The organism is Actinomyces israelii, assembly GCF_030253495.1.
Taxonomy (GTDB): Bacteria; Actinomycetota; Actinomycetes; order Actinomycetales; family Actinomycetaceae; genus Actinomyces; species Actinomyces israelii.
In genome coordinates this window covers 3,109,668-3,131,166 of sequence record NZ_CP124548.1, presented here as the reverse complement: position 1 = coordinate 3,131,166, position 21,499 = coordinate 3,109,668, and the positions used below count along the sequence as shown (strand labels likewise).

Below are 21,499 nucleotides of genomic sequence, written 5' to 3'. Positions count from 1 at the left end.
CGGGAGCCGGGTGGCGAGCCGGCCCCCGCCGGGTCTCAGGCCCGCGCGAGGGCCTCGCGCGCCACGGAGGCGACGTTGTCGCCGGTGAAGCCGTAGTCGGCGAACATCTCCGCGGCCGGGGCGGAGGCGCCGAAGCGGTCGATGGAGACGATCGCGCCGCCGTCGCCGACGCGCTCGCGCCAGCCCATGGCGACGCCCGCCTCCACGGCGACCCTCACGCAGTCCTCGGGCAGGACCTGGGCGCGGTAGTCCTCGTCCTGGGCGTCGAACCACTCCAGGCAGGGGGCGGAGACCACGCGGGTGGGGGTGCCGGCGGCCTGGAGGATGCGGCGGGCGTCGGCGGCGACCGACACCTCCGATCCGGTGGCGATAATGGTCACGGCCGGGGCGACGGCGCCGCCCCGGGAGTCGGCGGCCTCGGCCAGGACGTAGGCGCCGCGGCGCACGCCTTCGGCGGCGGCCTCGGCCGAGGCCAGCACGGGGAGGTTCTGGCGCGACAGGATCAGGCCGGCGGGCTCGTGACGGCGCCTGAGGATCTCCGCCCACGCGGCGGCGGTCTCATTGGCGTCGGCGGGGCGGACGACGTCGAAGCCCGGGATGGCCCGCAGGGAGGCGAGGTGCTCGACGGGCTGGTGGGTGGGGCCGTCCTCGCCCACGCCGATGGAGTCGTGGGACCACACGAAGATGCTGGGGATCCGCATGAGCGCCGCCAGGCGAGCGGTGGGCCGCATGTAGTCGGCGAAGACCAGGAAGGTGCCCCCGTAGGCGCGGGTCAGACCGTCCAGGACGATGCCGTTGAGGATGCCGCCCATGGCGTGCTCGCGAACCCCGAAGTGGATCGTGCGCCCGTAGGGGCCGTCCCCCTCCTTCTGCGCCAGGGACGCCGGCAGGAAGGAGGGCTCGCCGACCATGGTGGTCTTGTTGGAGCCGCCCAGGTCGGCCGAGCCGCCCCACAGCTCGGGGACGACGGGCGCCAGGGCGGTGAGCACCGCTCCGGAGGCGTTGCGGGTGGCGACCGACTTCCCGGTCTCCCAGGTCGGCAGGGCGGCCTCCAGCTCCGCGGGCGGCTCGCCGGAGCGCAGGCGGTCCAGCAACGCCGCGCCCGAGGGGTTGGCGGCCCTCCACGCCTCGTAGCGGGCGTCCCAGTCGGCGCGCGCGGCGGCGGCCCGCTCGGCGGCGTGGGCGCGGGTGCGCTCCAGGACGCCGCCGGTCTGGAAGGAGGCCTCGGGGTCCAGGCCGAGGACTCTCTTGAGCCCGGCGACCTCGGCGGCGCCGAGCTTCGCGCCGTGGGTGGAGGCCTGGCCCTGCATGGTGGGGGCGGGCCAGGCGATGATCGTGTGCAACCGGATCAGGGACGGCCGGCTGGTCTCGGCGCGCGCCGCCACCAGTGCCTCGTGCAGGGCGGCCAGGTCCTCGTGGTACTCCCCGTCGCCCCTCCAGTCCACCTCGATGACCTGCCAGCCGTAGGCGGTGAAGCGAGCGGTGACGTCCTCGGTGAAGGCCAGGTCCGTGCTGCCCTCGATGGTGATGTCGTTGTCGTCGTAGATGGCGATGAGGTTGCCCAGCTGCTGGGCGCCGGCCAGGGAGGCGGCCTCGGCGACGACGCCCTCCTGCATGCAGCCGTCCCCCATGAGCGTGTAGACGACGTGGTCGAAAATCGACTCGCCCTCCGGGGCGGCGGCGTCCAGCAGGCCGTGCTCGTAGCGGGCGGCCATGGCCATGCCCACCGCGTTGGAGAACCCGGCACCCAGCGGGCCGGTGGTCGTCTCCACCCCCACCGTGTGGCCGAGCTCGGGGTGACCCGGCGTCAGCGACCCGGCGGTGCGCAGCGCCTGAAGGTCGGAGATCTCCAGGCCGTAGCCCGCCATGATCAGCTGGATGTACTGGAGGACCGAGGCGTGCCCCGCCGACAGGATGAAGCGGTCGCGCCCCAGCCACCGGGCGTCGGACGGGTCGCAGGCCATCTCGTGCTGGTAGAGCAGGTAGGCCACGGGGGCCAGGGAGATGGCGGTGCCGGGGTGCCCGGACCCGGCCTTCTCGACGGCGTCGGCGGCCAGCGCCTTGGCGATGCTGATCGCCCTGAGATCGAGGTCCGAGAGCCGGAGGGGCTCTGCGGGCTCTGTGGGCTCTGTGGGGTCTGTAGGCTCCGTAGTCATTAACAGGTTCCTTCGTACGCGTTCGTGTGTGGGTATCGGTGACGGGCGTGCGCCCGGCGACTGGTCTCCGGGGAATCCTCCCACCGGTTCCCTGGAATCGTCCCCCGGCTCCTCAAGAGCGAACAACCGGGCGGGTGGACAGATGTGCGCCTCGTGATTCCATCGCCGCGGCGCCCTCAGTGCGGGCGAACCCGGGGCGGCACCCGGCCAGGGTCCGGCAAACCTATCAAAATACAGTGGATGAACAAAAGGTGACGATGCTGTGACTCCATGGGATGCGAGTCCGAGTCGAACACGTTCGATCTTCGACCAGATTTGTTGATCCGTTATCGGAAGGCGGCGCACACTGATCGAAACGCTTCGACGAGGATCGTCCCCGGCTCCCGGCACAAGGAGGTGCGCACGTGGCAACCATGCAGGACGTCGCCCGCAGGGCCAACGTCGCCGTGTCCACCGTCTCCTACGCCCTGTCCGGCGCCCGGCCCGTCGCCCCGCAGACCGCCGCGCGGATCCGCGCCGCCATGGACGAGCTCCACTACCAGCCCAACGCCATGGCCCGCGGCCTGGCCAGCCGCCGCTCCCGCACCCTGGCCATGACCTTCCCCCGCTTCGACACGGCCATGGGGGAGACCGTCTTCGAGATCGTCCGCGGCGCCCAGAAGGGAGCCGCCGAGGAGGGCTACGCCCTGGCCGTGTGGCCCCTGGAGGAGGAGCGCGCCGGCGAGGGCCTCGTCGGCCTCGTCCGCCAGGGCAAGGCCGACGGCGTCCTCCTCGTCGAGGTCGAGATGGCCGACCGCCGCGTCGCCGCGCTGAGCCGGGCCCGCCTCCCATTCGTCATGGTGGGGCGCACCGCCAGGCCCGCCGGCATCGCCCACATCGACATCGACTTCGAGCGCACCGTCGACGACGCCGTCGAGGCGCTGCACCGCCTCGGGCACCGCCGGATCGCCTTCGTCGGCCGCCCGGCGGCCCAGGCCGCCGCCGGCTACGGCCCCGCGGTGCGCGGACGCCTCGGCTACGAACGGGCCGTGCGGGCCCGCGGCCTGGAGCCCCTCGCCGTCGCCTGCGAGGCTGGCCCCCAGGCGGGGCAGGCCATGGCCCGACGGCTCCTCGACCGCCCGGCGCCGCCCACCGGCGTCGTCGTCATGAACGACATGGCCGCGCTCGGCCTGCTGCCGGGCCTGCGCGCCCTGGGCCTGGAGGTGCCCCGGGACGTGTCCGTGGTCGGCGTCGTCTCCTCGCCCACCCTCGGGGCCATGACCTCCCCCGCCCTGACCACCACCCACGCGCCCGGCGAGCAGATGGGCCGCTCAGCGGCCCGGGCCCTCATCGCGCTGCTGAACGACCGCCTGGAACCCGCCGACTACCACCGGCTCGTCGCCTGCACGGTGATCGCCGGCGAGAGCCTCGGCCCCGCGCCCTGAGCCGCTGCGCCGGCGGCCGCCCGCGGGCGGCGCGGCCCCGCCCGCCGCCTCCCGCCGGGCCCCATTCCTCAACACAATCCCGGAATCTCAATGAAGAGGTGCACCACCATGATCAATCGCAGGGACTTCAACGCCCTCCTCGCCGCCGGCACCGCCTCGGGCCTGCTCGGTCTCGGGCTCGCCGGCTGCGGCTCCTCCGGCAAGGGCTCGGACACCTTCACCATCTGGGACTACGAGGCCGACGACTCGGCCATGGGCCAGGCCTGGGCTCGCGCCATCGAGATCTTCAAGGAGAAGCACCCCGAGGTCACCGTCGAGAACGAGGCGCAGACCTTCGAGCAGCTCCAGAAGAACGCCAAGATCGTCCTCACAGGCGACGACGTGCCGGACATTATGGAGTACAACAAGGGCAACTCCACCTCGGGCCAGCTCGCCTCCCAGGGCCTTCTCGAGCCCCTGACCGAGGAGGCCTCCAAGCGCGGCTGGGACAAGGCGCTCACCGCCTCCCTCCAGACCACCGCCCGCTACACCGAGGACGGCCTCATGGGCGACGGCGACTGGTACGGCGTCCCCAACTACGGCGAGTACGTCTTCGTCTACTACAACAAGGACATGTTCGCCGCCCGGGGCCTGAGCGTGCCGACGACCCTGGCCGAGCTCGAGTCCGTGTGCGACGCCTTCGTCGCCGCCGGACAGGTCCCGCTGGCCGAGGCCGGCTCGGAGTACCCCATGGGGCAGCTGTGGTACCAGCTCATCCTCGCCCACGCCGACCGCTCCTTCGTGGACGCCTACCAGCTCTTCAAGGGCGACGTCGACTGGAGCGCGGGCCCGGTCAAGACGGGCACCGACACGCTCGTGGAGTGGATCAGGAGGGGCTACGTCGCCCCGGACTCGGCCGGGCTCACCGCCGAGGACGCGGGCGCCGCCTTCATCGCCGGCTCCTACCCGATGCTCGTCTCGGGGTCGTGGTGGTTCGGCCGCCTGGTGGCCGACATGAGCGCCGGCTGGGACCAGTTCCTGTTCCCGGGCGCCGGCCTCCACCTCGGCTCCTCCGGCAACCTGTGGGTCGTGCCCGCCAACGCCAGGAACAAGGATCTCGCCTACGACTTCATCGACATCACCATGTCGCAGGAGGTCCAGGGGGTCCTCGGCCAGAAGGGCGGCCTGCCCGTGAGCGGCGACCCCGCGGCCATCGAGGACGCCAAGACGCGCACCATGACGGAGAACTTCGCCGCGATCAACGCCGAGGACGGGCTCGCCTTCTACCCCGACTGGCCGGTCGCGGGCTTCTACGACCAGATCACCTCCGCCATGCAGTCCCTCATCAACGGCTCCAAGACCGGCGACCAGGTCCTGGCCGACCTCAAGACCGCCTACGAGGCGGGCAGGGCCGAGCTCGGCGTCGACCACTGATCCGCCGACGCCGGTGCCCGCGCACCGCCGGGCCCTCCCGCCCCGACGGCGGCGGGCCCCGGCGCCGCCGTCGGCCCCTTAGCGAAAAGAGCTCATTATGACCGCATCCGCCACCCCAGCACCCCCGCCGGCCCCACCGAGGCGCCCGCGCCGCCGCAGCCCGGCCTACCTGCCCTACCTGCTTCCCGGCCTCGTCTCCTTCACCGTCATCATCCTCGTGCCGCTGGCGCTCAACATCTGGTACTCCCTGCACAAGTGGAAGGGCGGGATGGCGCCGATGCGATTCATCGGGGCGGGGAACTACGCCGAGCTCATGGGCGACGCGAGCTTCTGGGCCTCCTTCCGCAACTCGCTGTCCATGATCGTCGCCATGGTCGTCGTCCCGACCCTCATCGGCCTCCTCCTGGCGGCCGTCCTCTTCGACTACGTCGGCAAGCACATCGGCACGCGCACCGCCTCCGCCCTGCGGGCCATGTACTACCTGCCCCAGATCCTGCCCGTGTCCGTGGCCGGCATCGTGTGGAACTGGATCCTCAACTCCCAGACCGGCGCCGTCAACGTCATCCTGCGGGGCGCGGGCCTCGCCGACCCGCCCAACTGGCTCGGCTCGACATCCACCGCCCTGCCCTCGGTCATGCTCGTCCTGATCTGGATCCAGATCGGCTACCCGACGGTCATCTTCATGTCCGCCCTCCAGCGCGTGGACCCCGAGCTCTACGAGGCCGCCGAGCTCGACGGCGCAGGCTGGTTCACCCGCTTCCGCGCCATCACCGTCCCCCAGATCAAGCCCGAGACATTCGTCATCGTGCTCACCTGCACCATCGCCGCCCTCAAGGTCTTCGCCCCCATCTACGTGCTCACCCGGGGCGGCCCCGAGAGCTCCACGCTCGTGCCGAGCTACTACTCCTACCTCAACTTCTTCGACAAGTCGAAGGTCGGCTACGGAGCCGCGATCTCCACCGTCCTGACCGTTGTCATTATCGCCGTCGCCGGGATCATCCAGGTCCTCCAGAACCGCTCCGCCCGCCGCGACGAGGAAGGACGCTGACCATGTCAACCATGCCCGCTGCGCCCGCCCCTGCGGCCGCCGACGCCCCCGCCTCCGCGCCGCCCGCCCGGGCCGCCGGGCGGCCTGGGGGCGACCGCTTCCACCGCGGCGCCGCCCGCTGGATCGTCCTCGTCCTCGTCGGCGCCGCCGCCCTGCTCATGATCGCCCCCTTCCTCCTCATGGTCATGAACGCCTTCAAGTCCCCCGAGGACTACTCCGCCGGCAGCCCGCTGTCCTGGCCCCGGGAGCTCTACACCGAGGGCCTGGTCTACTTCTGGAACCGCGTCAACTTCCCGGTCAAGCTGTGGAACTCCGTGTGGACCTCCGCCGTGGTGGCCGTGGCCGGGGCTCTCCTGTCCCTGCTGAACGCCTACGCCATCGGCGTCGGGAGGGTGCGCGGGCGCGCCTGGGTCATCGCCGTGTTCATGATCGCCAACATGCTTCCGCAGGAGGCCCTCATCTACCCCCTGTTCACCATGGCCCAGAGGTCCGGGCTGGCGGACAGCCCCTGGTCGATCGTCATCATCTTCACGGTCATCCAGTCGGCCTTCGGCACCTACCTGCTGTCCTCCGTGCTCGGCACCTTCCCGCGCGCCCTCCTGGAGGCCGCCGAGCTCGACGGCGCCGGCCGCTGGCAGATCCTGTGGAAGGTCGTCTACCCGATCGTGCGCCCCACCCTGTCCGTCCTCATGATCTTCTTCTTCATCTGGACCTGGAACGAGTTCTTCATCCCGCTGGTCATGCTCACCAGCAACGACCACCAGACGGTGCCCATCGCGCTGTCGAGCCTCCAGGGGGACCGCATGCTCGACGTGCCCACCCTCAACGCCGGCGCCCTGGTCTCCCTCGTCCCGACCTTCCTCTTCTTCCTGTTCTTCCAGCGGACCCTCACCCGGGGCGTCACCGCCGGAGCCGTGAAGTAGGACGCCGGGACGCCTGCCCGCCGACCACCCCTGCCAAGGAGCCCGCCATGAAGTTCACCAACGGCTACTGGATGGACCGCGCCGGATACGCGGTCCGCAAGGCGCGCGGCCTTCGCGACCTCGCCGTCGAGGACGACGGCGCCGTCGTCGCCCACGCCCCCGTCCGCCCCGTCGCTACCCGCGGGGACACCCTCAATGTCGGCCTCCTGAGCGCCTCGTTCAGGGCCGTCGCCGACGGCGTCATCAGGGTCGAGCTCGTCCACCACCGCGGCGCCCCCGACCGCGGCCCCCGCTTCGAGGTCGCCGGCGAGGCCGGCTTCACCGGCGTCGTCGAGACCATAGAGGCCGGCGGGGCCGGCGGGGCCGGCGAGGCCGGCTTCACCGGCGTCGTCGAGACCATAGAGACCGGCGGGGCCGGCCGGGCCAGCGGAGCCGGCGGCCGGGCCGTCACCCTGCGAGCGGGCTCCCTGGCCGTCACCGTGCACGAGGGGGCGGAGTGGACCGCCGAGTTCAGCTCCGACGGGCGGCGCCTGACCGCCAGCCCGCCGCGCGCCGTCGCCCACGTCACCGGCCCCGACGGCACCGCCTACATGCGCGAGCAGCTGTCCCTGCGCCCGGGCGAGCGCGTCTACGGCCTGGGGGAGCGCTTCGGCCCGCTGACCAGGAACGGGCAGAGCGTCGAGATCTGGAACGAGGACGGCGGCACCGCCTCCGAGCAGGCCTACAAGAACGTGCCCTTCTACCTCACCAGCGCCGGCTACGGCGTCCTCGTCGATCACCCCGGCGGCGTCTCCTTCGAGGTCGGCTCCGAGGCCGTCGCCCGCACCCAGTTCTCCGTCGAGGGCGAGCGCCTGGCCTACTACGTCATCGACGGGCCCGCGCCCAAGGACGTGCTGCGCCGCTACACGGCCCTGACCGGCCGCCCGCCCATGCTCCCCACCTGGTCCTTCGGCCTGTGGCTGACGACATCCTTCACCACCGACTACGACGAGTCCACCGTCGCCTCCTTCGTGGACGGCATGGCCGAGCGCGGCCTGCCGCTGAGCGTCTTCCACTTCGACTGCTTCTGGATGCGCGCCCTCCACTGGTGCGACTTCGTGTGGGACCCGGACACCTTCCCCGACCCCGCCGGCATGCTCGCCCGCCTCAGGGCCAGGGGCCTGCGCGTGTGCGTGTGGGTCAACCCGTACATCGCCCAGCGCTCGGCCCTCTTCGACGAGGGGCTCGACGGCGGCTACCTCGTGCGGACCGACGACGGCGGGGTGTGGCAGACCGACCTGTGGCAGGCCGGCATGGCGCTGGTCGACTTCACCAACCCCGAGGCCGCCGCCTGGTACAGCTCCAAGCTGGAGGCGCTGGTCGACATGGGCGTGGACTGCTTCAAGACCGACTTCGGGGAGCGGATCCCCGTGCGGGGCATCGCCTGGCACGACGGCTCCGACCCGGAGAAGATGCACAACTACTACACGCACCTGTACAACCGCACCGTCTTCGAGCTGCTCCGCCGCAGGCGCGGCGAGGGGCGGGCCGTCCTCTTCGCCCGCTCCGCCACCGCCGGCGGCCAGCAGTACCCGGTGCACTGGGGCGGGGACAGCGAGTCCACCTACGCCTCCATGGCCGAGACCCTGCGCGGCGGGCTGTCGCTGGGCTCCTGCGGCTTCGGCTACTGGAGCCACGACATCGGCGGCTTCGAGGGCACCCCGGACCCGACGGTCTTCAAGCGGTGGCTGGCCTTCGGGCTGCTGTCCTCGCACGCCCGCCTCCACGGGTCGGGCTCGGTGCGCGTGCCCTGGGCCTTTGACGAGGAGGCCGTCGAGGTCGCCCGCCGCTTCATCGCCCTGCGCCTGTCCCTCATGCCCTACCTGTACCGCCTGGCGGGCGAGGCCCACGACGACGGCACCCCGGTCATGCGCTCCATGCTCCTGGAGTTCCCGGGCGACCGCGGGGCCTGGGACGTCGACACCCAGTACATGCTCGGCGACGCCCTCCTCGTGGCGCCCGTCATGGATGCCGGCGGCGAGGCGGATGTCTACCTGCCCGAGGGCACCTGGACCTCCTGGTGGGACGGGACGAGAGTGGCCGGGCCCCGGTGGGTGCACGAGCGCCACGGCGCCGACACGCTTCCGCTCTACGTGCGGCCCGGCAGCGTCCTGCCGGTCTCCTCCCGGCTCGACCGGCCCGAGGCCGACTGGGCCGACGGGGTGACGCTGCGCTGCTTCGCCCTGGCCGACGGCGAGGAGCGCGAGGTCGTGGTGCCCGCGCACGACGGCTGCGCGGCCGTCGCCTTCCGGGTGGTCCGCCGCGGCGGAGCGCTCACGGCCTCGGCCGGCGGCGCCCGGGGCCCCTGGGCCCTGGAGGCGGACGGCCGGCGCGTCGAGGCGTCCGGGGGCGCCGAGACCGTCGAGCTCCGGCTCGACTGAGCGCCCGCCCGTCGGGCCCGTCCCAGGGGGCGGGCCCGAGCGCCCGCCCGCAGGGCTCACCGCGCGGGGCTCTTCATGGATGCGCCCGGGTGGAAGATCGGGGCGATGCGCTCGGGCTCCCTGCCGGAGAGCGGGAGCAGGCCGTCGAGCTGGTCGACGAGCAGTCCGACGGCGGTCTCGGCGACCCTGGAGACGTCGGGGTCGTAGTGGGTGTAGTCCACGCTGGTGTGCGGCGAGTCGCCCGAGCCCCCGGCCCCGATGATCGAGACGTCGGCCCCTGGGACGAGGCCGCTGGCCGCGAGCACATTGATGGCGTCGTCTATCGAGGTGGCGGGCGCGGCGATGAAGGCGTCCGCGGGGCTGTCGCCGGCGAGGTGGGCGGTCAGCGCCGCCTGCATCGAGCTGAAGTCGCGGGCGACCTCCACGGGCTGAAGCGTCAGCCCCAGCGCGGAGGCGCGCTCGTTGAGCGCCCGGGCGAAGCGGTGGATGAAGCCCATGGGCCTGACGTGCTCGGAGGCCGGGTTGATGACCAGGGCCCGTCGGTGACCGGCGTCGTGAAGTCTCTGGGCGCAGCCGGAGCCTATGGCCTCGAAGTCGGTGTCGGTGGCGATGACGTCGTCCGCGTCGTGGCTGAGGCCGATGAACACCGACGGGATCTGCGACTTGCGCGCGGCTTCGACCCGGAGGTCGCGGTCGCGGACGTCCATGACGAGGATGCCGTCGCACAGCGCGGACTCGGTCAGTCGGTGCATGCCCTCCACGCCCTCCTCGCCGCTGATGACCAGCAGCTCGTAGCCGTGGCGCCGGCACGCGGCCGCGAGCGAGACGATGTAGCGGTACTGCCCGGGAGCATCGGTGTGCTCGTGGTAGGGCGCGATGAGTCCGAGGATCCTGCTGCGGCTGCTCTTCAGGGCGCGCGCGCTCGCGTGCGGACGATACCCGAGTGCGGCCATCGCCTCGCGGACCCGCTTTCTTGTCTCCGGTGCAACAAATCTTTTACCACTGAGTACGTAGGAGACCGTGGACTGCGAGACGCCGGCGGCGTGTGCGACATCGCGGCTGGTGGGCGAGGAAGGCATGGTGGGCGACCTCCAGGTGTGTTGACGGGCAGGCCCGCGCTCAGGGCCGCGCCTTGCGCCATTAGGTTTATCACGATACATTCGGGCCCCGAGGCGCAGCGACGAGGCGTGCGCCCGAGATCCCGTCACGTCACCGCCCAAGGCGTGAGCGCCGATCGCATACGTGTGCGCATACGTATCGCTCGGTCTGATCGCTGCCGGCGGAGGAATGGAGCTGACATGTCCACGATCCAGCACAGGCTCATGATCAACCGCCGCCGCATCCTGCAGGGCGCGGCGCTCGCGGCAGCGGCGCTGCCGCTGGCCGCGTGCGGCAAGAGCGGTGGGTCAGGGGACTCCTCAACCATCAAGATCCTCGACTACTACGCGGACGAACCCGACAACGGTATCTTCCAGAGGGTCCTCGAGGAGTGCGCCTCCAAGGTGGGCGTCACCGTCGAGCGTGAGAGCGTTAACGGTACCGGCCTGATCCAGAAGGTCCTCCAGATGAGCTCCTCCAAGACCCTGCCCGACCTGCTCATGCTCGACAACCCGGACCTCCAGCAGATCGCCGCGACCGGGGCGCTGGCCCCGCTGGCGGACTTCGGGATCGGCGCAGAGGGGTTCAACCAGGGCTTCGTCAGCGCCGGCACCTACCAGGACAGGCTCTACGGTATGGGGCCGTGCGCGAACACCATCGGCCTGTACTACAACAAGGACAAGCTCTCCGCCGCCGGAGTGTCCGTCCCCACCACGTGGGACGAGCTCAGGGCCGCTGCGAAGACCCTCACCAGCGGCGACACCTACGGCATTGCGTTCTGCGCCGCCGCCTCCTACGAGGGCTCCTGGCAGTTCCTGCCCTTCTTCTGGTCCAACGGCGCGGAGGAGACCGACATCGCCTCGGCCGCCGCCGCCGGGGCCCTGCAGCTGTGGGTCGACCTGGTCAAGGAGGGATCGGCCTCCTCCGGCGTCCTGAACTGGGGCCAGGGCGACGTCGGGGAGCAGTTCACCTCCGGCAAGGCCGCCATGGTCATCAACGGGCCGTGGCAGACCATCACCTTCGACAAGTCCGACATCAACTGGGCCGTTGCCGAGATCCCGGTGCCCAAGGCCGGCGGCACCCTGGTCGCCCCTCTGGGGGGCGAGGTGTGGACGGTCCCCCAGACCGGCAGCAAGGACCGCCAGGCCAAGGCGGCCGAGCTCCTGTCCGAGCTGCTCTCCGCCTCCCGGCAGCTGAGCCTCAACACGGAGCGGTACACGATCCCCACCAGCTCCCAGGTCGATGAGGACTACCTCAAGGAGCTCCCGCAGATGGCCTCGCTGGTCGAGTCGGTCAACAACGGCCGGGCCCGCACCGCGCAGCTGGGGGAGGCCTGGCCCAAGACCGCCGAGGCCCTCTACAACGCCATCCAGTCCGCCCTGACCGGCAAGGCCTCCGCCCAGGCCGCCCTTGAGACGGCCAAGGCGGACTACCTGTCATGACGGCGGCCGCAGACCTGGCGGGGCCCGCCCAGCGCGGCCCGAGAGAGGAGCACACGCCCGCGGCGGGGCGGTCGGCGGCGCGCAAGTCGGTGCGGCGCCGGGAGGAGCTCGGCAAGTGGGCCTTCCTCCTGCCGGCCCTGACCTTCATGGCGCTGTTCTTCGGGTACCCCGTTGTCAAGAACGTGACAATGAGCTTCCAGGAGTACACCACCTCCACCTTCTACACCGGTGAGGCCCCGTGGGTGGGCCTCAGCAACTACGCCTCGGTGCTGACCTCCTCGGTGTTCTCCACGGCGATGCTCAACACCTTCCTGTTCACCGTGGGCTCGATCGCCGGCCAGTTCACCATCGGGCTGGCGCTCGCCGTCTTCTTCAAGCGGCGCTTCCCCCTTAACGGCGTGATGCGCTCACTCATTCTGCTGCCCTGGCTGCTGCCGATGATCGTCTCCAGCGCCATCTGGAAGTGGATGCTGGACAAGGACAGCGGCGTCGTCAACCAGCTCCTCCACGCCCTGAGCCTTCCCGCCGTGCCGTGGCTGACCAGCACGAGCGTGGCGCTGGTCGCGGTCATCATCGTCAATATCTGGCTCGGCATTCCCTTCAACATGACCATTCTGTACAGCGGGCTCCAGGACATCCCCGATGAGCTCTACGAGGCCGCCTCCCTGGACGGGGCCGTGGGATGGAAGGCCTTCCGGTACGTGACCTGGCCGATGCTCAGGCCCGTCGTCTCGGTGGTGCTGGTCCTCGGGGTGGTCTACACCCTCAAGGTCCTCGACATCATTCTGGGGCTCACCGGCGGCGGGCCGTCGAACGCCACCCAGACCCTGGCGACGCAGTCCTACAAGCTGTCCTTCACCAACTTCGAGTTCGGTCAGGGGGCGGCGCTCGGAAACGTCCTGGTGCTCGTGTCGGTGGCCTTCGCCGTCGTCTACCTCAGGCTCAGCCGCTCCGGGGAGGAATCATGACGGCCCCGCGCCCCCGCCGCTCCCGCCGCGCCGTCGTGAACACGGTCCTGGGGCTGGCGTTCCTGACGATCATGCTCTTCCCCGTGTACTGGATGGTCAACGCCTCCCTCCAGCCGGGCGTGTCCACCGCCGACCTGCAGATCCTTCCCATGAGTCCCGGCCTGGACGGGTACCGGCAGGCCATCGCCGGCCAGGGCGGGAACCTCGCCACGAGCCTGGTGGTCTCCCTGGGGGCCGTGGCGGTGTGCCTGTGCGTGGCCACACCGGCCGCCTACGCCCTGTCCCTTCACCGGGTGCGGCGCTCCGGGGCCATCCTGTTCATCCTGCTGCTGAGCCAGATGATTCCCGGGATCATCATTGCCAACGCGCTGTACAGCGCCTACAACACCCTCGGGATCCTCAATACCGTTCCCGGGCTGATCCTGGCCGACTCCGCCCTGGGGGTCCCCTTCTCCATCCTCATTATCCGCGCCTTCATGTCGGCCATCCCGGTCTCCATCCTGGAGGCGGCCAGGGTGGACGGCGCGGGCCGCCTGCGCGTCTTCTTCTCCATCGTCCTGCCGCTGAGCCGGAACGCGCTCGTCACCGCCTCGCTCTTCAGCTTCCTGTTCGCCTGGAGCGACTTCCTGTTCGCGCTCACCCTGGACTCGAGCTCGGCCGCCAGGCCGGTGACCCTGGGCATCTACCAGTACATCGGGGGATTCGTGGCCGACTGGGGCTCCGTCATGGCGACGGCGACCATGGCGTCCCTGCCCGCCGCGATCCTGCTGGTGGTGGCCCAGAAGTACGTCGCCGCGGGAGCGACCGGCGGCGCCGTGAAGTCCTGAGACGCACGCTCGTCCTATTGATCAGGTAAAGGAGATCATATGCTGGAATACGTCACTATTGATCACGGATTCGAGGTCCGGTACGCGCACGAGGTGATGCGCGTCGAGCAGTGGGGTCGCGACTCGGTGCGGGTGCGCTGCGCGCAGCACGCCATCCCGTCCGCGGACGCCGGTGCTCTGGAGACCCCGCCCGGGCCGCGCGACTGCCCGCCCGCGAGCCGGGACGAACAGGACGGTCAGGCCGTCCGCCTCGTCGTCGGCGACCTCACCGTCGAGGCCCGCCTGGACGCCGGGGACGGCAAGCCGGCGGTCATGCTCCGCTTCCTGCGCACCGGCGACGGCCGCGAGCTCCTGGCCGAGGAGCGGGAGCACTTCTGGTGGCCGGGCTCGCACGTCTTCTACGGGCAGCGCTCGGGCCTGTACGAGATCCACCAGCGGTTCCGCGCCTACCCCGGGGAGAGGATCTTCGGGCTGGGACAGCACACGCACGGGCGCCTCAACCACAAGGGGGTCGTGCTCGACCTCGTCCAGCGCAACGCCGAGGTGACGATCCCCTTCTACCTGTCCAGCCGCGGCTACGGCTTCCTGTGGAACAGCCCGGCGGTCGGACGCGTGGAGCTCGCCGAGAACGCCACCCGGTGGGTCGCCGACGCCGCGCCCGGACTCGACTACTGGGTGACGGCCGGGCCGACGCCGGCCGACATCATGGAGCGCTACGCCGACGCGGTAGGTCACTCTCCGGTGCTTCCCGAGTGGGCCACGGGGTTCTGGCAGTGCAAGCTGCGGTACCTGAGCCAGGCCGAGCTGCTCGACGTCGCCCGGGAGTACCGCCGTCGGGAGCTGCCCCTGTCGGTGATCGTCACCGACTTCTTCCACTGGACCGCCATGGGCGACTACCGGTTCGACCCCGAGGAGTACCCGGACCCCGAGGCGATGGTGCGCGAGCTCGACGAGCTCGGCGTCAGGCTCATGGTCTCCGTCTGGCCGACCATCTCGCCCCTGTCGGAGAACTACGACGAGATGGTCCGGCGGGGCCTCCTGGTGGGCACCGACCAGGGCGTGGAGCTCCACCAGGACATCCACGACAAGAAGATGCCGCGCTCCCTGCCGGTCGCCTTCTACGACCCGACCAATCCCCGCGCCCGCGCATTCATCTGGGAGACCGTCAAGCGCAACTACTTCGACCTGGGGGTGCGGGTGTGGTGGCTGGACGCCTGCGAGCCGGAGCTCAACCCCGGGCACCCGAAGAACCTGTCCTTCCACGCCGGGCCGGGTGCGGCCGTGGCGAATGTCTACCCTCGCGACAACGCCCGGACCTTCTGGGAGGGCAGCCGGGACGCCGGCGCCCCCGACACCGTGCTGCTGTGCCGCTCGGCGTGGGCGGGGCAGGCCAAGTACGGGGCCGCCGTGTGGTCCGGGGACATCCCGCCGACCTGGGACTCCCTGGCCCGGCAGGTGCGCGCGGGCATGAGCATCGGGATCTCCGGCATCCCCTGGTGGACCACCGACATCGGCGGCTTCCACGGCGGCGACCCGACGGACGAGGCGTACCGGGAGCTGTACGCGCGCTGGTTCGCCTTCGGCGCGTTCTGCCCGCTGTTCAGGCTCCACGGGCACCGCGAGCCCCGCGGCGAGCTCGGCTCGCCCGTGAGCGGCGGCCCCAACGAGGTGTGGAGCTACGGGGAGCGCTGCCTGGAGATCTCCCGGGCCCACATGGAGCTGCGCGAGCGCCTGCGCCCCTATATCGGCGAGGTCATGAGGCAGGCCTCCGAGAAGGGGGTCCCGGCCATGCGCGCGCTCTTCCTGCAGTTCCCCGACGACCCCGCCGCCTGGGAGGTCGACGACGAGTTCCTGCTGGGGCCGGACCTGCTCATCGCGCCGGTGACCGAGCCGGGCGTCACCAGCCGCGAGGTCTACCTGCCGGCGGGCGCCCGGTGGACGGAGATCCACTCGGAGCAGACCTTCGACGGCGGGGAGCGGATCCGGGCCGAGGCGCCGTACGAGTACATCCCGGTCTTCCGCCGGGAGGGCGCCCGCATCGGCGTCTGAGCCCGGGGAGGTGACGTTGCACATTCGCGCGCGCTCCGCGTCGGCGGAAACCCCGGAACCATGCGGAAGAATGGTTTCGGTGGCGACCAGGATCCGGCTCCCACGTGCGCAGACCCCCCTCAGCGCACATGGGAGCCCGGCAACCGAACACGACGACCGACGGGAAAACGCATGATCCTGCGGGAAACCGGTTCCTGCCCCGCAGAGGCCCCGCCCTCCCACGTGCAGCACCGGAGAAGACCGTGAGCTGGGCGCCGAGTCACCTGCGCAGGCGGATGACTCGCGCGCTCTCCCCGGCGGGCTCGAAGTCGATGTCGAGGCACCCCGCCCGCGGCAGCCACGTGACGCGCCAGGGCTCCAACGACGTCGGGTAGGCCACCCGGGCCTCGAGGTCCTCGTCGACGTGCCCGCGCAGGGGGATCGTCGTACCCGCGAGGGCCGGGCTCCGCTTCCAGACGTACAGCACGGTCTCGGCGTCGGACTCGGTGGCGAGGACGACGACGGGGGCGTCCCAGGCAGGCAGCCCGAGGGGCCACAGCGGGACCGAGGCCGACTGGTGCGCCATGAGGCCGGGGTACAGGCCCGTCCCCTCGCGTACGAGGGCCATCTGCTCGCCGCTGAGCCGATCGAGGTGGCCGGACAGGTAGAGCCGGCCCGACAGGCCCGTCACCATGGTGAAGGCGATCTGCTCCAGGGTCATGCCGGGCTGCGGGTAGGACCAGTTCCCGGCCTGCTCGGGAGCCATGGCCATGGGGGCGGCGGCGGCGATCGTCGGGTAGAGCCGGTAGTCCCGCTGGTCGCTGGTCGACTGGAGGTCGTAGCGGGAGAGGACCGCCTGGTCCATGCGCTGGGCTCCGGAGGCGCAGGACTCGAAGATCACCCGCGGGTGGGCCCGGCGCAGCTGCTCGAACCACGCCAGGTGGGCGCGGGCGTGGTCCAGCAGCGCCTCGCCGGTGCTGCTCGCCCCCGTGTCCGGCCCGGTCCCCGGGGTCACGTTGTAGTCCCACTTGATGTAGCACACGCCGTAGCCGTTGATCAGCCGGTCGAAGGTCTGCGTGAGATAGTCCCGCGCGCTCGCGGAGCGGAGGTCGAGGAGGTGGCGTCCGTGCTCGATAATGCGCGCTCCGGCCCGGTGCATGAACGCGTCCTCGGGGAGGGTCCGTGCGAGCGGGGACCTCACGCCGACCACCTCGGGCTCGATCCAGAGGCCGGGCGTGAGGCCGCGGCCGCGGATGTGCTCCAGGACGCCGGCCAGCCCCCCGTCGCCGAAGCGCGTGGTCGACGGGCGCCACTCGCCGACGCTGTCCCACCAGTGGCCCCCGTCGTCGTACCAGCCGGCGTCGATGCAGAAGTACTGCGCTCCGGCCTCGGCCGCCGCGTCGATGAGCGGCAGGAGCCTGTCCGCCGTCGGGTCGCCCATGAGCGTGTTCATGTAGTCGTTGAAGATGAGCGGGCGACCGGAGTCGGCCGCCACCGGGATGCGCGAGGCCCGCCGGTGGTGCGTGAGCTCGCCGACGGCGGCGTCGAGCCCGTCGTCGCTGAACGCGAGCGAGACCGGGACGCTCTCGAAGCCCTGGCCCGGTGCGAGCGCCTTCAGCCAGGAGTGGTGAAGGTCGTCCGGACCCTGGAGCACCAGGGTGAACCAGTCGGGCCGCTCGAGCTGCGGGTCGATCTCCCAGCGCCAGGGGCCGTTGACCTCCATCTGCCACACGACGGCGTGACCCGTGTCCGTGTTGACCAGCGCCGCGACCGGGACGTGGTCCCCGGAGGACCACGTCGAGCTTCCCTGCAAGGAGTACGCGCCCCGGTGGGCCTGGCCGTGCGCGCGGGGGTGGGCGTCGGCGAGCGCGCCGGCGCCCTGGAGCGGCGCCGCGGCCCAGCGGCTCTCCCCGCACCACTCGCTGCGTGCGGTCCAGATCTCGGTCGTGCGTGCGGGGCCGAGAAAGCCGGTCAGGCCGCTGAGGGCCACGGAGGACAGCATCTGCAGGACGATGGGCGCGCCTCCCTCATTCCGGATCCCGGTGCTGACGCGCCAGGCGTCGAGGTCTCCATGGCGGGTGAATGTCGTGGTCACGAGCGCACCCGACAGGGGGTCTCGCTGGACGATCTCCAGAGCGCGGACGCCCCGGGAGTCCCGCTCCCCCCTGGAGACGAAGCGGAGCCGCTCCGAGAGCGCCCCCCGGTCCGACCGGGTGCTCGTCAGCGCCCGCCCCTCCCCGACGGCGAGGATCTCGACCATCGCCCGGGGCGCGGGCTCCTGGTCGGACTGGGGGAGCGGTGAGCTGCTGACACGGACCGGGCGGTCGTCCCCATAGTCGAAGAAGAGCCCTGCGGGGGGCTCTCCCCAGGAGAACCGGGTCATCTCTCAACCTCCTTGTGAGCGGCGCCGCAGCGCCTGACGGGCCGTGGCAGGGAATGATAAACGTAGTTCATCATGTCCTCTCGTGGTCTTGGGCGCAAGAGGGAGGTAATCGTTGTCGCACGGACTTGACGAGGAGTGTGGATGTGCCGTATAAATGATCGACGTTCATCATATGGTCGGATGCGTCGGCCCGCCCGGCTTGCGCCGGCCACCTGTGGTGCGCGCCTTGTTCAATGACGAGCATGCGGAGGCTTCCCATGAAGCGAAGGACTGTCCTGAAACTGGCCGGCGGCGCGGTAGCCGCCCCCGCCCTCCTCGCCGCCTGCGGCGCCGGAAGATCGAAGGGCGACTCGAGGACCGTCGAGCTGTGGACCGCCTGGACCGAGGGCGCCGATACGGCGAAGGCCGGCCAGGAGCAGATCAAGAAGTTCGAGGAGTCAACCGGCTTCACGGTCAATCAGACGAACTTCACCTACGACATGCTTCACGACAAGCTCATCGCCTCGGCCGCCGGCGGCAACCTTCCGGACGCCGTCTGGGGGCTTCCCGAGTACGTCGGCGAGCTCCACAGGCTCGGGATCCTCGCGGACCTCACCTCCGCCTGGGACTCCTGGGAGGACAGGGACAAGGTCGGTGACACAGTCAAGTCCGCGATGACCGTGGACGGGAAGATCATCGGCTTCCCCTACGAGACCACCGCGCGCGCCTACCTCGTTCATGATGACCTGCTGGCTCGGGCCGGGGTCGCGGTCCCCAGGACGTGGGACGCGGTGGTCGGGGCCGGCACGAAGGTCGAGCAGGCCACAGGATCGTCCTTCTACGGGGTGGCGGGCACCGGGGTGCGCGCCCCCCAGGAGCTCCTCGTGTACCTGGCCCAGTACGGCCTGGCCGTCGCCGCCGAGCAGGAGGGCGGCGGCTACCGCAACACCTGGGGCGACAACCCCGACGAGCTCGCCGGGGCCGTCAAGGTCTTCGACTTCTACGCCTCGCTCGTCAAGTCCGGCGCCGCCTCGCCCAACTCGTCCACCTACGGCTGGGAGGAGACCGATGAGAACTTCGCGACGGGCCTGACCGCCACGTACGTCACCGGCAACTGGCTCGCCGAGCGCGAGTCCTCCAACCCGAGCACCATGGAGGACGTGTCGGTCCATCCGATTCCGCATCCCGCGGACGGTCGGCCCGCCACCTACATCGAGGCCAAGCCCCTCATGGTCATGTCGTCGTCCAGGGCGCTCGACGGCGCGACGCAGCTGGCCCGGGCGTTCGCCTCCACCGAGTGGCAGACGGCGGGCTTCGCCGACCGCTCCGCCCTGTCGGGCGTATCCACCGACACGAAGTGGAGCAGAGACTTCTCCGCGCTCCTCGACACCGGCGTCACCTACCCGCCGATCGCATTGTCCGGAGTCACGCAGAACATGATTGACGCCCTGGCCATGGTTCTTCAGGAGGGGACGTCCTCCGCGGAGGCGGCCACCTGGTTGTCAGAGGCGATCAACACCTCGCTGCAGCAGTCCGGTGACGCACACGCCTGACGTCCTCGGGGAAGTTGTCCGGCGCCGTCAGCACGGGGGAAGGAGAAGGCATGTCCCAGCAGGAGGCGGAGGGGCGGGGGAAGGCCGGCCGTAGGAGCCCCCGGAGCAGGGCGAGCAGAAGATTCGTGACCACGGCCCTCCTGCCGACCTGGGCCTTCCTCGTCCTCCTCATCGGCTACCCGCTCCTCAAGGTCCTTGTCGACGGGTTCTCGCACTCGAACCTCGTCAATCCGTCGGTCTCGGGGCTCGCCGGCACCGAGAACTACTCGGACGTCCTCGCCGACCCCCATTTCTCGGGGGCTGTCAGGAACTCGCTCGTCTGGACGACCGGATCCGTCGTCGGCGAGTATGTCCTCGGTCTGGGCTCCGCGGTCCTCCTCAACCGGCGCCTTCGGGGCGGGGGAGTATTCAGGACGCTGACCTTCATCCCCTGGCTGGTGCCGATTATCGTGGCGGGAATGACGTGGGAGTGGATGCTCAACCCGGACTTCGGGATCGTCAACGCCGTCCTGGTGCGGGCGGGCGCGACCGACTCGCCCGTCAACTTCCTCGGGGACTCGGCCTGGGCGATGCCCGCCGTCATCTTCGTCAACATCTGGCGGAGCTTCCCCTACTACACGATCACCTTCCTCGCTGCGCTTCAGGCGATCCCGCCCGAGCTCAAGGAGGCCGCGCAGATCGACGGGGCCTCGGCCTGGAGGTCCTTCTGGGCGGTGAGCTTCCCCCAGCTGCGCTCACCCTCGCTCATTATCGTGTTCATGCACCTGATCTGGACGGCGGTGAACTTCGACTTCATCTGGGTCATGACTCAGGGCGGGCCCAACTACGCCACCATGACTCTTCCGCTCCTCATCTACCGATATTCGATGCAGGACTTCAACGTCGGTATGGCCTCCGCGCTGTCCACAATCATGCTGGCGGCGACGAGCCTCATATTCGTCGTCTACTACAGAATGCGCCGGAGCCTCAGTGAGGAGATCGTGGGTTGATCGACATGAAGAAGCAGCGGGTCCTCGGCGACGCGGTCGCCTACGTCCTCCTGACCCTCCTCGTCATCTACAGCATCTTCCCGTTCGTGTGGATGGCGCTGTCCGCATTGAAGCCGCGCGAGGAGATCCTCGCCCGCGTCCCCCGCCTGACGATCGACCACCCGACCCTGGGAAGCTTCCGGAGCGTCCTGCTCGACCACGGCTTCCTGCGGTACATCCGCAACAGCCTCGTCGTCTCGGCCGCCGCCTGCCTGCTCGCGCTGGTCATTGCGATCTTCGCGGGCTACGTCTTCAGCAGGTTCTTCCGAAGACGGTCCGTCCGATGCGCCAGCTTCTTCATGCTGGTCTCGCAGATGATCCCGGGCGTTCTTCTGCTCGTCCCGCTCTACATCACGATGAAGAATCTCGGGCTGCTCGAGTCCCCGCTGTCCCTGGTCCTCGCGTACACGACCTTCGTGATCCCGATGTGCACCTTCATGCTCTCCAGCGCCTTCGACGCGATACCGGTCTCCCTGGAGGAGGCCGCGGAGATCGACGGGTGCGGGAGGCTGCAGACGATGCGCAGAGTGACCCTCCCCATGATGCGGCCCAGCATCGTCTCGGTCGGCCTCTACGCCTTCATCAACGCGTGGAACGAGTTCATGTTCGGCTACATCTTCATCTCTCAGGACCGCTTCCGCACGATCACGCCCGCGATCATGCTGTTCAAGGGGGCGAACTCCATCGACTGGGGAGGGCTCATGGCGGCCTCCGTCATTGCGGTCCTGCCGGTGGCGCTCGTCTTCCTGTTCCTGCAGAGGTTCTTCATGGCCGGAATGATGAGCGGCGCGGTCAAGGGGTGAGGACCG

Annotated in this window: 15 protein-coding genes; 12 read left to right on the top strand and 3 right to left on the bottom strand. The window is 70.4% G+C overall.

Annotated elements, in window-relative coordinates:
• Positions 1-35 precede the first annotated feature (35 nt).
• Complete coding sequence (tkt, locus tag AIF0345_RS13115; RefSeq protein WP_285296397.1) at positions 36-2,156, bottom strand: transketolase; 2,121 nt, start codon at positions 2,154-2,156, stop codon at positions 36-38.
• A gap of 413 nt (positions 2,157-2,569) precedes the next feature.
• On the opposite strand from tkt, the gene AIF0345_RS13110 reads away from it, so the two are divergent.
• The 5 genes from AIF0345_RS13110 (at position 2,570) to yicI (ending at position 9,384) form a co-directional block, all read left to right on the top strand.
• Positions 2,570-3,580 (top strand): LacI family DNA-binding transcriptional regulator, encoded by a 1,011-nt coding sequence (locus tag AIF0345_RS13110; RefSeq protein ID WP_268916493.1) that lies wholly within the window; start codon positions 2,570-2,572, stop codon positions 3,578-3,580.
• A gap of 108 nt (positions 3,581-3,688) precedes the next feature.
• Entirely contained in the window at positions 3,689-4,993 is a 1,305-nt protein-coding gene (locus tag AIF0345_RS13105) for an ABC transporter substrate-binding protein (protein WP_268916476.1), read from the top strand.
• A 97-nt stretch (positions 4,994-5,090) separates the two neighbouring features.
• Entirely contained in the window at positions 5,091-6,041 is a 951-nt protein-coding gene (locus tag AIF0345_RS13100; protein WP_285296396.1) for a carbohydrate ABC transporter permease, read from the top strand.
• 2 nt (positions 6,042-6,043) lie between these two features.
• Entirely contained in the window at positions 6,044-6,964 is a 921-nt protein-coding gene (locus AIF0345_RS13095; RefSeq protein WP_285296395.1) for a carbohydrate ABC transporter permease, read from the top strand.
• A 47-nt stretch (positions 6,965-7,011) separates the two neighbouring features.
• On the top strand, positions 7,012-9,384 hold the full coding sequence (yicI, locus tag AIF0345_RS13090; RefSeq protein ID WP_285296394.1) for an alpha-xylosidase: 2,373 nt from the start codon (positions 7,012-7,014) through the stop codon (positions 9,382-9,384).
• A gap of 56 nt (positions 9,385-9,440) precedes the next feature.
• Here yicI and AIF0345_RS13085 read toward each other — a convergent pair whose 3' ends face one another.
• Complete coding sequence (locus AIF0345_RS13085) at positions 9,441-10,463, bottom strand: LacI family DNA-binding transcriptional regulator (protein WP_285296393.1); 1,023 nt, start codon at positions 10,461-10,463, stop codon at positions 9,441-9,443.
• A gap of 219 nt (positions 10,464-10,682) precedes the next feature.
• Between AIF0345_RS13085 and AIF0345_RS13080 the strand changes: the two genes are divergently transcribed.
• Genes AIF0345_RS13080 through AIF0345_RS13065 form a run of 4 tightly spaced genes read left to right on the top strand, consistent with a single transcriptional unit; the run spans position 10,683 to position 15,768 of the window.
• Complete coding sequence (locus tag AIF0345_RS13080; protein WP_268916471.1) at positions 10,683-11,924, top strand: sugar ABC transporter substrate-binding protein; 1,242 nt, start codon at positions 10,683-10,685, stop codon at positions 11,922-11,924.
• A complete protein-coding gene (locus AIF0345_RS13075) occupies positions 11,921-12,892 on the top strand; it encodes a carbohydrate ABC transporter permease (protein ID WP_043558867.1) in 972 nt (323 codons plus the stop codon). Before AIF0345_RS13080 ends, AIF0345_RS13075 begins: the two co-directional genes overlap by 4 nt.
• Positions 12,889-13,719 (top strand): carbohydrate ABC transporter permease, encoded by an 831-nt coding sequence (locus tag AIF0345_RS13070; protein ID WP_285296392.1) that lies wholly within the window; start codon positions 12,889-12,891, stop codon positions 13,717-13,719. The genes AIF0345_RS13075 and AIF0345_RS13070 overlap by 4 nt, the downstream gene beginning before the upstream one ends.
• Positions 13,720-13,758: 39 nt before the next feature.
• Positions 13,759-15,768: a glycoside hydrolase family 31 protein gene (locus AIF0345_RS13065; protein ID WP_285296391.1), complete on the top strand. Its 2,010-nt coding sequence runs from the start codon at positions 13,759-13,761 to the stop codon at positions 15,766-15,768.
• A gap of 259 nt (positions 15,769-16,027) precedes the next feature.
• On the opposite strand, the gene AIF0345_RS13060 is transcribed toward AIF0345_RS13065, so the two are convergent.
• Positions 16,028-18,130: a glycoside hydrolase family 36 protein gene (locus AIF0345_RS13060; RefSeq protein ID WP_285296390.1), complete on the bottom strand. Its 2,103-nt coding sequence runs from the start codon at positions 18,128-18,130 to the stop codon at positions 16,028-16,030.
• A 257-nt stretch (positions 18,131-18,387) separates the two neighbouring features.
• Here AIF0345_RS13060 and AIF0345_RS13055 point away from each other — a divergent pair, with 257 nt between their 5' ends.
• The 3 genes from AIF0345_RS13055 to AIF0345_RS13045 are packed head-to-tail and all read left to right on the top strand — an operon-like array spanning position 18,388 to position 21,493.
• Positions 18,388-19,662, top strand: coding sequence for an ABC transporter substrate-binding protein (locus AIF0345_RS13055; protein WP_285296389.1), 1,275 nt, complete (start codon positions 18,388-18,390; stop codon positions 19,660-19,662).
• 50 nt (positions 19,663-19,712) lie between these two features.
• Positions 19,713-20,651 carry a carbohydrate ABC transporter permease gene (locus AIF0345_RS13050; RefSeq protein WP_285296388.1) on the top strand — a complete coding sequence of 313 codons (939 nt, stop codon included), beginning with the start codon at positions 19,713-19,715 and terminating at the stop codon, positions 20,649-20,651.
• A 5-nt stretch (positions 20,652-20,656) separates the two neighbouring features.
• Positions 20,657-21,493: a carbohydrate ABC transporter permease gene (locus AIF0345_RS13045; protein WP_285297945.1), complete on the top strand. Its 837-nt coding sequence runs from the start codon at positions 20,657-20,659 to the stop codon at positions 21,491-21,493.
• The last annotated feature ends 6 nt before the right edge of the window (positions 21,494-21,499 follow it).

Excerpts from the sequence above, each read along its gene's own strand:
- tkt (WP_285296397.1), bottom strand. The coding sequence starts at position 2,156 with ATGACTACGGAGCCTACAGACCCCACAGAGCCCACAGAGCCCGCAGAG.
- AIF0345_RS13110 (WP_268916493.1), top strand. The coding sequence starts at position 2,570 with ATGCAGGACGTCGCCCGCAGGGCCAACGTCGCCGTGTCCACCGTCTCC.
- AIF0345_RS13105 (WP_268916476.1), top strand. The coding sequence starts at position 3,689 with ATGATCAATCGCAGGGACTTCAACGCCCTCCTCGCCGCCGGCACCGCC.
- AIF0345_RS13100 (WP_285296396.1), top strand. The coding sequence starts at position 5,091 with ATGACCGCATCCGCCACCCCAGCACCCCCGCCGGCCCCACCGAGGCGC.
- AIF0345_RS13095 (WP_285296395.1), top strand. The coding sequence starts at position 6,044 with ATGTCAACCATGCCCGCTGCGCCCGCCCCTGCGGCCGCCGACGCCCCC.
- yicI (WP_285296394.1), top strand. The coding sequence starts at position 7,012 with ATGAAGTTCACCAACGGCTACTGGATGGACCGCGCCGGATACGCGGTC.
- AIF0345_RS13085 (WP_285296393.1), bottom strand. The coding sequence starts at position 10,463 with ATGCCTTCCTCGCCCACCAGCCGCGATGTCGCACACGCCGCCGGCGTC.
- AIF0345_RS13080 (WP_268916471.1), top strand. The coding sequence starts at position 10,683 with ATGTCCACGATCCAGCACAGGCTCATGATCAACCGCCGCCGCATCCTG.
- AIF0345_RS13075 (WP_043558867.1), top strand. The coding sequence starts at position 11,921 with ATGACGGCGGCCGCAGACCTGGCGGGGCCCGCCCAGCGCGGCCCGAGA.
- AIF0345_RS13070 (WP_285296392.1), top strand. The coding sequence starts at position 12,889 with ATGACGGCCCCGCGCCCCCGCCGCTCCCGCCGCGCCGTCGTGAACACG.
- AIF0345_RS13065 (WP_285296391.1), top strand. The coding sequence starts at position 13,759 with ATGCTGGAATACGTCACTATTGATCACGGATTCGAGGTCCGGTACGCG.
- AIF0345_RS13060 (WP_285296390.1), bottom strand. The coding sequence starts at position 18,130 with ATGACCCGGTTCTCCTGGGGAGAGCCCCCCGCAGGGCTCTTCTTCGAC.
- AIF0345_RS13055 (WP_285296389.1), top strand. The coding sequence starts at position 18,388 with ATGAAGCGAAGGACTGTCCTGAAACTGGCCGGCGGCGCGGTAGCCGCC.
- AIF0345_RS13050 (WP_285296388.1), top strand. The coding sequence starts at position 19,713 with ATGTCCCAGCAGGAGGCGGAGGGGCGGGGGAAGGCCGGCCGTAGGAGC.
- AIF0345_RS13045 (WP_285297945.1), top strand. The coding sequence starts at position 20,657 with ATGAAGAAGCAGCGGGTCCTCGGCGACGCGGTCGCCTACGTCCTCCTG.